General features: G+C 69.8%; 11 protein-coding genes. 6 read left to right on the top strand and 5 right to left on the bottom strand.

Going from position 1 to position 12,087, the window contains the following annotated elements:
* Positions 1–95: 95 nt before the first annotated feature.
* Complete coding sequence (locus WMF22_RS07785) at positions 96–698, bottom strand: hypothetical protein (protein WP_437298478.1); 603 nt, start codon at positions 696–698, stop codon at positions 96–98.
* A 395-nt stretch (positions 699–1,093) separates the two neighbouring features.
* On the opposite strand from WMF22_RS07785, the gene WMF22_RS07780 reads away from it, so the two are divergent.
* The 3 genes from WMF22_RS07780 to WMF22_RS07770 all read left to right on the top strand — a co-directional run bounded on the left by WMF22_RS07780 (position 1,094) and on the right by WMF22_RS07770 (position 4,913).
* The gene (locus tag WMF22_RS07780) at positions 1,094–2,065 is read left to right on the top strand and encodes an STAS domain-containing protein (RefSeq protein WP_438035358.1); all 972 of its coding nucleotides are present in this window, start codon (positions 1,094–1,096) and stop codon (positions 2,063–2,065) included.
* A 620-nt stretch (positions 2,066–2,685) separates the two neighbouring features.
* Positions 2,686–4,107: a serine hydrolase domain-containing protein gene (locus WMF22_RS07775; protein ID WP_437298476.1), complete on the top strand. Its 1,422-nt coding sequence runs from the start codon at positions 2,686–2,688 to the stop codon at positions 4,105–4,107.
* A 404-nt stretch (positions 4,108–4,511) separates the two neighbouring features.
* Complete coding sequence (locus WMF22_RS07770; RefSeq protein WP_437298474.1) at positions 4,512–4,913, top strand: hypothetical protein; 402 nt, start codon at positions 4,512–4,514, stop codon at positions 4,911–4,913.
* Between the two features lie 111 nt (positions 4,914–5,024).
* Here WMF22_RS07770 and WMF22_RS07765 read toward each other — a convergent pair whose 3' ends face one another.
* Entirely contained in the window at positions 5,025–7,064 is a 2,040-nt protein-coding gene (locus WMF22_RS07765) for a hypothetical protein (RefSeq protein WP_438035357.1), read from the bottom strand.
* Between the two features lie 144 nt (positions 7,065–7,208).
* Positions 7,209–8,594, bottom strand: coding sequence for an ATP-binding protein (locus tag WMF22_RS07760; protein WP_438035356.1), 1,386 nt, complete (start codon positions 8,592–8,594; stop codon positions 7,209–7,211).
* A 24-nt stretch (positions 8,595–8,618) separates the two neighbouring features.
* Between WMF22_RS07760 and WMF22_RS07755 the strand changes: the two genes are divergently transcribed.
* Positions 8,619–9,164: a response regulator gene (locus tag WMF22_RS07755; RefSeq protein ID WP_438035355.1), complete on the top strand. Its 546-nt coding sequence runs from the start codon at positions 8,619–8,621 to the stop codon at positions 9,162–9,164.
* 95 nt (positions 9,165–9,259) lie between these two features.
* Here the strand turns inward: WMF22_RS07755 and WMF22_RS07750 are convergent, their stop codons facing one another.
* Positions 9,260–9,601, bottom strand: coding sequence for a hypothetical protein (locus tag WMF22_RS07750; protein ID WP_438035354.1), 342 nt, complete (start codon positions 9,599–9,601; stop codon positions 9,260–9,262).
* Positions 9,595–10,182, bottom strand: a complete 588-nt coding sequence (locus tag WMF22_RS07745) for an MFS transporter (protein WP_438035353.1) — start codon at positions 10,180–10,182, stop codon at positions 9,595–9,597. The genes WMF22_RS07750 and WMF22_RS07745 overlap by 7 nt, the downstream gene beginning before the upstream one ends.
* A 372-nt stretch (positions 10,183–10,554) precedes the next feature.
* Between WMF22_RS07745 and WMF22_RS07740 the strand changes: the two genes are divergently transcribed.
* Complete coding sequence (locus tag WMF22_RS07740; RefSeq protein ID WP_438035352.1) at positions 10,555–10,992, top strand: hypothetical protein; 438 nt, start codon at positions 10,555–10,557, stop codon at positions 10,990–10,992.
* Between the two features lie 124 nt (positions 10,993–11,116).
* A complete protein-coding gene (gene otsB / locus WMF22_RS07735) occupies positions 11,117–11,917 on the top strand; it encodes a trehalose-phosphatase (RefSeq protein ID WP_437298467.1) in 801 nt (266 codons plus the stop codon).
* The last annotated feature ends 170 nt before the right edge of the window (positions 11,918–12,087 follow it).

Here is a 12,087-nt window from a genome sequence, read left to right as displayed (position 1 = left end):
GAGGAGGGAGTCCGCCGCGAGGACGGAAAGAGACGACCCTCGATTCGCCTGGCGTCCTGACGATCGTTCGATCCGGACCGCCGTGCCCGGCGGCGCTACTCGGCGAAGTACGCCGGTATGTCGATGAACTCCTGCGTGAACAGCGCTCTGAAGAACTCGATATCGGTGCCGGGCTCCAGATCGAGATAGCGGGTGTACTCCAGCACGGTCTTGTTGCCGCAGGCCCGGGTCAGGTCCCCGAACGCGTAATACTCCTGCATGCCGAGCACCGGCTCGATGAGGCGCACGAGGATCTGGTGCTGCGCCTCGGAGCGGTAGATGATCTCCTCGACGAGCGTGTTGCCCGCCGCGGAGAACTGGAAGCGCGACGGGATCGTCTCCGGGCCCCCGCCGTCCAGCCACATGAACGTCGGCGCCACGTCGGGGAGGACGGCCTCGACGAACCACTCCACGTCGCGGAGCACCGGCCAGACCTCGCCGATCGGAGCGTCGATCAGCACCCGCTGGTAGCTCAGAACCTGATCCTCTCCGACCCTTGTGAGCACGAATACACTCTCTGTGTCGTCGTGGCACACGACCTTGCGCGCCGCGTTGTCGGCGGCGCCCGGCGCTCGGTCTTTTGCGGCCGCGTGGCCTGTCCAGAGCAGCGCGGCCATGCAGCTCGCGAGGACGGTCGAAAGGCGGGTGGTGGCTCTCATTGCAAGCTCCTCTCGGTAGAATGCTGCGGAGATGGGCGTCCGCGCGTCGGCGCCGCTTCCCGGGCGTCACGCGCGCTGTCCAGTCCCCGAGGGCTCTCGTGCTCGCGAGCGCTGTGGGCGTTCGCGGGCCAACTGAAGCAGACTAGCAAGCTCAGAAGTTCGCCGTCGAGCGGAAAACCGACAGCGCCTTGCCCGAGAGCAGGAGACGGCACCGGTCGCGCTTCCGGCCCCGATGAGGAGCAGAATCTCCCACACGGGCCGCTGCGCGATGCCAGAATTTACACCTGGCGAGCGCTCGCATACCATCGCTACAACACAGCACCATCGCTGGCGTGGCCGGCGTTCACCTTGGCTCACGCTCCACGAGCGAGAAGCGAGCACCGACGGACCGCGGGATGAGAGATCGCATCGGCGTCACGGGGGAAGACAGGGTTGAAGAGACGGCGCCTCTGGACGTCACCCCACCCGACGGCGCGGAGCGGCGGATAGCCGCGCTGGAGAGGGCGCTGGCGGAGTCGCAGGCGGCGCTGGCGGAGCTGCGCGCGACGCATGAGAGCCTACAGGACATGCTCATGCACGCGCGCACGCCGATCTGCATGTGGCGGGGCGAAGACCTCGTATACTCGCTCGTGAACCCGGCCTACGTCGCCTCCATCCCCGGCCGCCAGCTCCTGGGCAGGTCGCTCCGCGATGTGCTCCGCGAGGTGCTCGGTGAGGAGGCGGCGCGCGGGTTCTGGGATCTCGTGAACGGTGTTTATCGAACCGGCAACCCGTTCCTCGGCAGCGAGGTGCCCGTGAAGCTGCACGACGCGGAGAACGGCTGCGACGAGCTGCGGTGGTTCAACATCGTGTACGCGCCCGTCCGCGGCGGCGCGGGGGAGATCGTCGGCGTGTGCCACTACGGCGTCGAGATCACCGACCAGGTGCAGGCGCGGCGGGCGGCGGAGGCCAGGGCCGAGGAGCTGCAGCAGAGCGCCGAGCTGATCGCGGCGCAGCAGGAGACGATCCGGGTCCTCGGCACGCCGGTCCTTCCTCTCGCGAAAGGGGTGCTGGCGATGCCGCTGATCGGGCCGCTCGACGCCCGGCGCTCCGAGCAGATCATGGAGGGGCTGCTCCACGGGGTCACGAAGGAGAGCGCCTCGGTGGTGATCCTGGACGTCACCGGCGTGGAGACGATCGACGCGCAGGCCGCGGACGCCGTGGTGCGGGCGGCTCGGGCGGTGCGGCTCCTCGGGGCCCGCGTCCTGGTCACCGGGATTCAGCCGTCGATGGCTCAGGTCCTTGTGCAGCTCGGCGTCGATCTGCGGGGCATCACCACGTACAGCACCTTGCAGTCGGGCATCGCCGCGGCGATGGGCGCGAGCTAAAGCACCGATCACGTTGAAACCCGGAGAATTTTCACAGGGAGGCGGGGAGGCGGGGAGGAAGAAGAAAATGAATTTCTCCCTCTTGCCGTCTCTCGCTCCCCGCCTCCCTGCCTCCCTGTGAAATTCCCTGCCGTGGGCGAAGCGGGGCAGCGCTGGAGCGGTCTCCCGCCAGATGTCACGATGTCACGCTGTGACAATGTCACGATGTCACACCTCCGCGAGCGTGCCCTCGTGCGGCGCAGCAGCGCGCCGAGCCTCTCCCCTCCTCCTCGCGACCGGCGCGGCGACAGGCGGAGGCGACGCCGGGCGCGGCGCTGCCGGGGGGCGTCATGAGCGCGCAAGTGGCTGATATGGGACGCATTTCCGCGGGCTCCAGGCGGCGCCAGGGCCGCTCCTGAGGGGCGCCCGGCCGTCGCCGCGACCACCACGCCGCGCGCGCCGCGCGGCGTGCGCTGCTCGCCGGAGCGCCGTGCGGCCCGCTGGCACGAAGGGTGGATAAGCCCCTGACGGGGCGCGGGCGAAGAGGCGCTCCGAGACCGCAGCCGATGATCCCGACGGCCCTTCGCCCCGCCCCGCGCTGCGCGGAGGCCGCAACACCATTCAAGGAAGGAATCGCGAACATGAGAGCCAGTAGCTTGATCTTCTGTGGAGCCGCGGCCGCCGCCTTCGTCGGCATGGCGCCGTCGGCGCACGCCCAGGACACGTACCCTCAGCAGGCGTCGATCATCTACCCCGTCCGCACGGGCACACCGGAATCGGTGGGTCTGTCCAGCGCCCTCCTCAACCAGGCGGTCAACGAGCTGGAGAATGCGGTCGACGACGGGGATATCAATGGCGCGGTCCTCCTGGTCGCCCGCCGGGGCCGGGTCGTGCTCCACACCGCCGTGGGGACGAGAGACGGCCTGAACGAGGACGATCCGAGCATGCCCTCGGTGCCGATGCCGCCCGATGGGATCTTCGATCTCCAGTCCATGACCAAGCCGTTCACCGTCTTTCTCGCGATGAGGATGCAAGAGTCCGGGGATTTCCCGGGGTTCAACATCAACAACACGGTCGCGACGTACTTCTCGGAGTTCGCCGTCTCCTCGGTCAACAACAAGAGCTCTGTCACGATCAGGGATCTGATGAGCTACGTATCGGGGGAGGAGGTCGACTACTTCGACGACAGCAACCCGAACGGCCTCTTCGACGACGCCGACCCCTGGCACTCGATGCTGGAGGCGCCGCTGGCCTACCCGCGGGGGACGAAGGTCGTCTACAGCGATCTCGGCTTTCGGATCCTGGGTCACGTGCTGGAGACGGTCGGCGGCGACTCGCTCCAGAACCTGATGCAGACGTACATCTTCACCCCGCTGGACATGACGGACACCAGCTATCAGCCGTGGCTCAACATGCCGGAGAAGGAGGACCGCTTCGTCGGCACGGCGTGGTCCGCGGCGCGCGAGCGTTATCTCCGGGGCGAGGTGCAGGACGAGACCGACTACTTCCTCGAAGGGGATGGCCCGGACCCGGCAGAGCACCTCACCGGGTGCGACGGCCTGTTCTCGACCGCGAGCGATCTGGCGAAGTTCGCCCAGATGATGTTGAACCGGGGCAAGCACGTCTACAACTGCGACCGATGGCCTCTCAACATCTGCGTAAGCACCCTGCTCCCCGGCCAGGCCGTGTTCGATATGACCACGACCCAGACGGGCTCGCTCCATCTCAACAGGTCGGCTTGGACGTACTCCGAGAACCTGCTCTACTCGCGCAAGGGGTACGGCTGGGAGATGTGGGACGCAGGCATGTGGCCCGGCGGAGAGTCGGTGTCGACCGTCGCCTACAGCAAGACAGGCGCCGCAGGGACGCTCATGGTGGTCGATCCCGAGCCGAGCCGCGAGATGTTCGCGATCCTGCTCACGAACCACGGGCTGCCGAAGTACGACCATTTCACCGTCGACCCGGCGACGGGCAAGATCTCCTGGGAGGAGTTCGACTGGATGCTCGGTGACATCCGGGCCAACGAGGTCATGACCAAGGTCCACGGGTCCCTCACCTGGTGACCCGGCCCGCGGAGGCGACGCGCGGGCCGAAGCGCTGCGGCCGGGCCTCCACCTCCTCGCGCGGCGTGCTCCGGGCCCATTCGACGGCGCGCGCCGCGCGTGGCGGATAGGCCATGCATTGACCTTCGAGGGGCAAGAACGTTTGCCAGGTGGGGCAAGAACGTTTGCCCTTATCGCGTCTCCGACCGTGGGGTACCACCTCCGTACCCGGTCACGGTCCTCGTACGAGCTCCGCAGCGCGACCACCCCGCCGGAGCGACGGAGACCGAAAGCATGAATGGAGGCAGAGCATGACACACGACATCAAGAGCGCACAAGGCACACTCCTCGAAGGCCAGGACGACTGCACCGCGGCCCGACCCAGGGATGACCGACGAGCTCGGTCGGGCGGGAAGGGCCGAGGCATGAGGTTTCTCGCGAAGCTCAGCGGGATGATCGCGGTCCTCGCCTCCATGGCGCTCGCGGGCTGCATCGCGCAGGAGGGCGACGAGGCCCTGAGCGACGAGTACCTGAGCGAGGAGACCGTGGAAGAGGCGGAGCAGGCGCTCCAGATCGGCCTCACGTCGGTGACCTGCAACAGCGGCTGGCCTGGTACGCGGGGCTGCTTCAAGAAGATCACGAGCGCGACGAACATCGTCGCCGGCACGATCACCGTGCAGATCGACGGCCACAACGGCGCCGTCGGGTTCAGCGCGTCCCAGACCGGGCCCAAGACCATCGAGTTCTCGGCGAGCATCCGCGAGGGCGACGCGTTCAACCCGGGGGCGAACACGACCAAGTTTCTCGTGGCGTGGATGCGCCAGTAGCGGCGGGACCACGACCCGACCCAGGTCGGCGGCGCGGCACGGCTTTGCCGCGCAGGGCCAACCCGGGTCGGGGCCCCCGGGGTCGCCCAACCCGGGACGGACGTGCGCGGATCAGGGGATGGATCGCCCGACCGTCTCGGCCTTCGCCCACATCTGCGCGAAGCCTTCGGCTCCGCTGTAGAGCCGGTCGATGAGCTGCTCTCCGCCCGGAAGCGCCTCGACGTGCTTGAGGAAATCCGGGAAGAGCCCGACGTGAACGACCCCCTCCTCGTTGTAATCCCACGAGCGGCTCCCCATCCGGGCCCTGGGGAAGCTACCGTAATCGACGCACGCCTCGGCCGCCGGATCGACGCAGCGGTACACGATCTCCATGGCCTGCGTACAGAACGCGCGCGTCGCGGCCTGGACACCGGCGCGGCGGTATTCGTCGGGAGTCGGCGCCTTGTAAGAGCAGGACGTCTTGTCGTTGCAGGCGCGGCCGACGAGGCCCGTCAGGTTTCCGCTGGTCTGGATGTCGAGGCAGCCGATGCGCGCGGAGCGCACGTCGATCTCGGCCCCTGTGCACCGGAGCTGCGCGGGCGGGTGGCCCCAGGCGTCGCCTGGCACCGTCACCACCTTGTCCCGGGGCGCCTGGCACTCGGGAGAGCGCGGCATGACGACCATCCCGTTGATGTCGGAGCCGAGGGTGATCTGAAGCGCCTTGCCGCCTGACGTGATCGCCGCCACGGCGGCCGCGTTCCGCAGGAAGGTCCGTGCATCGGAGTCGCCGAAGCCGACGCCCGCGAGCCCGCCGCGCGCGGCGAGCTCCGTGTACTGGGCGCTGGTCCGGCCGTTCTCGTTGCCGCTCGATCCGCGGAGCCCGTTGTGCCCCGAGACGAGCGGATACGCGCCGCCGGGCGTCGTCCGGGTGAACGCGAGCACGTCGCTCACCATCCGCTGCGACATGTGATCGATGTCGATCACCATCCCGAGCCGCATCATCTCGTCGAGGGCGACGCGGCCCATGGGCAGGAGCCCCAGCCGGTTCTTGTGGCCCTCCCCCGGCTGGCAGCTCGGGAGCGGGATGTGACCGCCGGCGTCGCCGAGCTTCATCAGCTTGAAGAGGTCGTTCCCCGACTGGATCTGCTTCGTGATGCCCTCTCCGCGGGAGCACTCGAGGTCCCACCATTTCCCCGTCTGGAAGCGGTTGGCGCGCGCCACCTCGTCCTCGTAAGCGGCGGTGCCGCCGAAGAGGTTGTCGGTGAGGTGGACAGGGAACACGTAGCGCACGCCGAGGACGTGGAGGCGCTGGATCTCCGCGCGGATCTGGGCCTCCGTGGGCGACGCTCTGTTCCACGCGAAGTTGCCGATGTCGTCCAGCTCGACACCGACGATCACCGCGAGCTTGTTCTTCTCCACGATGCGCCGGAGATCGGCGGATGAACGCGCGATCTCCATCCACGCGTCGTGCTTGCCGACGAAGCGGACGAGCTCTTCGATCTGGAGATTGCCCGACGCCCTGTCGTCGATGGGCGGGTTTGCCTCGATGCCGTGGGCGAGCGTGCGGCTGTTGACGGCCAGCGCGACCATCACCCGGAGGCCACCCTCCTTCGCGCGGCGGATCCAGTCGACCCACATCTGCTGGTGCAAGATATCGTTGTGCGCCGGGAAGTGCGCGAACGTCGGATACCCCACGGGGCGCTCGACCTCGAACGAGCGGATCCCGTGGGATTTCGCCATTTCCCCGAGCACGATCTGGCGGACGTGATTCCCGCACTTGTTCGTGAGAAAATCGTGACCCCGGTGGGTGCTGTAGCTGGTCCCCAGCGCCTCCGCGATGCTGGCGGCGCGCCGCGCCGACGCATTGCACGTGGCGCCTGACACGCCTTGACCGCTGGGGTCGTAGATGGTCCCCGGCGCCATGAGCACGTCGACGTCGGGAGCGCCGTGGAGCACGTGCCCCCCGAAGCCGAGGTGCGCCATCGGGTGGGTGTGGAGATCGGCGAACCCGCGCAGCGGTCGGCCGGGAGCGTTCAACGCAGGATCGAAGATCGGCGAACGCCGCGCCTGCGCGCTCACCGGGCCGGAGGCCGCGAACGTCGCCGCGGCCGCGGCGATCGCGATCCAGGTCGGAGCCAACGCAGGACCTGTCATTGGGCTGGTTTTCTTCATACCGAGTCATCCTCCCGAGGTGTGCGAGCGACGGAGCCCACGCGAGTCCCCACTTCGCCACCGAGGCGTACCGCGCGGCCAGCGGCGCGATGAGGGCAAATTTTCTTGCCACCCTCACCGCGCGCCGCGCCGCGCGCTCCGTCGTCACACGGGCGCTTCGAGCAGCTCGATGGTGACCTTGGCGCCGCCCTCCGGGAGGTTGGCGCGCAGGACGAGCCCACCGCTCGATTCCACCATGCCGGCCACGAAGCCGAGCCCCTGTCCGGACCCGCCCGGCTTCGGGCTCGGCGTGTCGTGGAACCCGGGGCCGTCGTCCTTCACCTCGATGGCCACCCGTCCGCCGCCCAGCGGGCGCGCGTCCAGCGTCACGCTGGACGCCCCGCGCTCGCCCGTCCCCTCGCACGCGTTGACGAGGAGGTTGAGGAGCACCCGCTCCAGCACGTCGTGCCCCCCCGCGAAAAGGACCGCGGTGCGCTCCGCGCGATCCGTGACGTCGACCTTCACCGCCTGGTAGCGCCGCCGGACGACCCGGAGCGCGCCCCGGGTCGCCTCGCCGATCTCGGCGGGGGCCGTCGCGCGCAGCGCGTCGAGCTCGCGCACCGTCCTGTCGCGGATGTGCCCCATGGTCGACGCGACGTCCTCGATGCTCTCGCGGAGCTGCTCCAGCTTCCGCAACATGCGCTCGGCGCTCGCGGGCTCGACCCGAAGGAGCTCGCGCCGGAGGAGATCGGTGTCGATGAGGGCGGCCGAGAGCGAGGTCTTCACGTCGTGGTGCTCGTGCAGCATGACGCTCAGGTTCCGCTGCGCGCGCTCGGCGCGCAGCGTGGAGCGCGCCCCGAGCTCGACGACGCGGACCGTGCGCATCGTGACGAGCAGCGCCGCGCTGGCGGCCGTCAGGAGCAGGAGGAAGAACAGCGAAGCCGGCGTCCAGAAGGCGTCGTGTTGGCCGCCGTTCAGCGCGCGGTCGAGCGCGATGAGCACGAGCGCCGACAGCGCGTTCGCCGCCGTCGCGAGGAGCACCGCCCGGCGGACGAGCCGGAACGCGCTCACGGACACCGTGATCAGGAGCGCGGCCATATCGGGCAGGTGCAAAATTCCCGGGTAGCCGTCCCAGGGCCAGAGCACGTTCGGCAGCAGCGCCAGAAAACACAGGAGCGCGTCGAGGCCGACCGAGACGAGGATCAGGTGAGGAGGGGCATCGGTGCTCCGGCTCCGCCACCACACGTACAGCGAGGCGGCAACCGCGCCGAGGAGCAGCGGAACCTCGATGAGCGAGCGCGCGAGAGAGCCTGTCGGCGTCAACCCCTCGACGGCGAGGAACCGCGCGAGGAGGGCCGCGCAGAAGACGCTCCGCGCGATCGAGGCGGTGCGCTCACCCCGCAGCGCCTCGCGCGTGATGAGGGCGTCGAGCTGCGCGCCATTTGACAGTGCCGACAGTGCCGACAGTGCCGACAGTGCCGACACGGCCGACACGGCCGACACCGCCGGGAGGCTGGCCAGCTCCGCCCTCTTGACACTATGCGCCCCCATGAACCGGGGGCATGCTACCATACGATGTTACGCTGGCTGGTCGTGGAGGACGACGCGAGGCTCAGGCGCGCGCTGCGCGAGGCGCTCGAGGCGCGCGGCGCCGAGGTCGTCGCGTGCGCGTCGGTGGCCGAGGCGCACCACGCGCTCGCGGACGGGGCGTTTCAAGGCATCATCGCCGACGTGATGCTCCCGGACGGGAACGCCGTCGACGTCGTGGAGCGGGCCATGACCTGCGCTGTCGCGCCGACGATCGTGGCCATCAGCGGCTCGGCGAGCCCGGCCGTCTCGTTCCGGCTCGCCCAGATGGGGGTGCGCTCGTTCCTGGCGAAGCCGCTGCGCCTCGAGGAGCTGGAGCGCACGATCGACGACGCGCTGGCCCGGCCGCCCGATCTCCGGCCTCAGGTGCGCGCGGCGGTGGGGCGGGCGTCGATCCAGGACGTCGAGGAGCAGGTGCGCACCGTCATGGTCGACGAGGCGCTCGCGCGCGCCGGGGGAAACCGCCGGAAGGCGGCAAAGCTCCTGAACGTCTCGCGCCAGCTGCTCCAGCACATCCTCCGGCGGCGATCGTAGGAGAGGCCAGCGCCGCCGCGCGCGGGCCGTGAGCCACGGCAAATTCCTCCTCCACCGCAGGCGATGGCGAGCGGGACGCGCCGGGGCCGGCGCCGTCACTGCCCCTGTGTCGCCGCGAACGGGTTGAGCTCGTTCGTGAACAGGTCCTCGGCCTTGATCTGCCCCGCCTCGAGGTCGCCGTCCTTCACCAGCCAGTCGATCCAGATCTGGTATTCCCCGGCCGACAGGAGCCCGCCTTTGCCGGCGACGCCCAGGCTGGTCCAGTACTTCACGAGCGACGCGTCCTCGTTGCGGCCCCGCCGCTCGATGATGCGCTGCAAGCGGGCCACCACCTCCTCGCGCGACGCGCTCCGGGCCCACTCGATGGCGCGCGCCGCGGCCTCCACGAACTTGCGGGCGCTGTTCGGGCTCTCCTTCAGGAATCGCTTGCTCAGCACGTAGCTGCCGGCGGTGAGCTCGCCGAACAGCTCGTGATCCGCGCGGGCCGCGCCGTGTACGGGCCGAAGACGATCGGCGACATGAGCACGGTGATCAGGAACGAGAGCCCGATGAGCCGGTACGTGCCCGAGAAGCCGAGCGCCTTCGTGAGGCTGGCCGCGAGCATGGGGCCGAGCAGGAACATGCCGACCCTATGCGTGCCGCGGTACCAGCCGGCCTTGCCCTCGCCCACCGTCTCGAGCTGCTGCATGAACACGGTGCTCAGCGAGACGAAGCGCATCGGCATGAAGAAGCTGATCGCCGTCGTGAAGGCCAGCAGGAACACCGGAGACGGGACCGCCGGCAAGGCCATGTAGAGCGACCCGGCCACGAGGCTCCCCAGCACGAACAGCCGCGAGGGCCCGAGGTGATCCACGAGGAGCCCGATGGGGATGCTCATCAGGAGCACCCCGACGCTCTGCGATCCGGAGATCAGCCCGAGCAGCGCCTCGTTCGCCCCGAGCTCCATCGCATAGAGCGTCGTGCTCACCTTGGCCACGCCGACGCTGAGGCCCATGACCGAGGACAGCGCCGCGAACACCAGCAGGAAGCGGTTCTTGTCGATGAAGGAGCGCAGTTGGACCTCGGCGCACGGCGCGGATCAAGCCTGTTGCTCCGCGCGGGCGAACACCCGCGGTCAGCAACCCCCATGCCGCGCCGGAGCGGGCCGGAACGCGGGGCCGGGAGCTCCCTCGCTGCTGCCGGGGCAGCAGCGGGTGGTGATCCGGTGCCCCGGCGCGAGCAGGCGCGACGCGATCAAGCGACCAACCGGCCAATAAACCAAGCGCGCGCGCCGCCGGTAGCAGGTTTTGCACGGAACCGCCCGCGCTTTGTTGTTGCCCTCGTCATTTCGAGGGTGGTACTGGTGCAAGGCATGAAATTCCCTGCGATTCATGCATTGATCGCCGCGAGTGTGCTCTGTTCCACGGCCGCGTGCTCGTGGCAGCCGTATGGCGAGGTCCGCGTCGTGAGGCGGACGAAGGTCGGCGGTGAGCTCGCGATCCTGGGCGATCGCGAGGTGGCCATGCAGAAGGCGAGCCAGACGATGGCCACGACCTGCGGCGGACCCGAGAGCTACGAGATCGTCGAAGAGGGCGAGACCGTGGTCGGGGAAGAGTCCGTGTCGGAGTCCAGCGAGCGCCGCGAGAAGGATTTCTTCGGGCCGAAGAAGCGGAAGCAGGAGAGCACGCAGACGGTGCAGAAGACCGAGTGGCGCGTGAAGTACGAGTGCAAGGCGGACGAGCCGGCGGCCGCCGCGGAGGGGTCGCCCGCGGGCGACGCCGCGCCCACGGAGGCCACCGAGGGCAAGACCGAGGGGCGCCGCGTCCACGAGGTGATCATCCGGTTCTGACGCGCGCGGCGCGCGGCGGCGACCTGTCCGTCGTGGCGCAGCAAGGCCGGCCACCGGGTCGCTCCCGGTCGCGCCGGCTTTGCCATCGTGCTCCTGGCCTGCCCAGTGGTAGATCTGGTGCAGCATGGACGTTCTTGAATTGGTCGAGCGCGCGGCGGCCACGCCGTCATTGCTGCTCGCGACGGACTTCGACGGGACCATCTCCGAGATCACGGCGGGCGCGGCGGTGGCGGCGCCGCTCGCCCTCGGGGCGCTGGGGGCGCTCTCGCGGGCGCCGGGCACGACCGTCGCGATCGTCACGGGAAGGACGATCCACGATGTCGCGGCGCGCACGGCGGCGCTCGGCGCGGCGTGGCGCGTGGGCGAGCACGGGGCGGAGATCGCGACGCCGGGCGGGGAGTTCGTGTACCGGGCGGAGGCGCCGACCGAGGCGCTCGACGCGCTGGAGCGCGAGGCGGAGGAGGCGGCGCGGCGGGTCCCTGCGCTGTGGGTCGAGCGCAAGCGCTGCTCGATCGCGCTCAACTGGCGGCTCGTCTCGGCGGAGGCTCGGCCGGCGGCGCTCGACGCGCTCGGGGCGTGGGCGGACGCGGCGGCGCGGCGCGGGTTCGTGGTCATGAGGGGGCGCAGCATCCACGAGGCCCGGGACGCCGCGCACGACAAGGGCCGCGCCCTCGCGTTCCTGCTGGCGCGGCTGCCGCCGGGGACGCTGGTGGTCTATGCGGGCGACGACACGACCGACGAGCCGGCGATCGCCCATGCCCGGGCGATCGGCGGCGTGGGCGTCTACATCGCCTCGTCCGAGCGGCCGGACACCGCGGTCGAGCCCGACCTGACGCTCGATGGCCCCGGGGCGTGGATCGCGTTCCTCGCGGCGCTCGCGGCGCGGCGCGGCGGCCAGATCGGCGAGGCGCCGCGCCTCGTCTGAGCGCCGGACTCAAGTTCTCCGTTCTTGCACGCCAGAGAGAAGATCAGGAGAAGCGGTGTTGCGTGCGCCGCGCGCGGAGCACGGATGTAGGGCGGGCAGATGCGGTGGGGTGGTGAGCCGGACGGCGGTGACTCGCCTCGAACGGAGCGCGAGCCCACCTGCGAGCTCCG

This window comes from Sorangium sp. So ce204 (assembly GCF_051526795.1).
GTDB classification, from domain to species: domain Bacteria; phylum Myxococcota_A; class Polyangia; order Polyangiales; family Polyangiaceae; genus Sorangium; species Sorangium cellulosum_B.
Note: the sequence above shows the minus strand (reverse complement) of the source record. Positions and strands in the feature narration are given on the sequence as shown.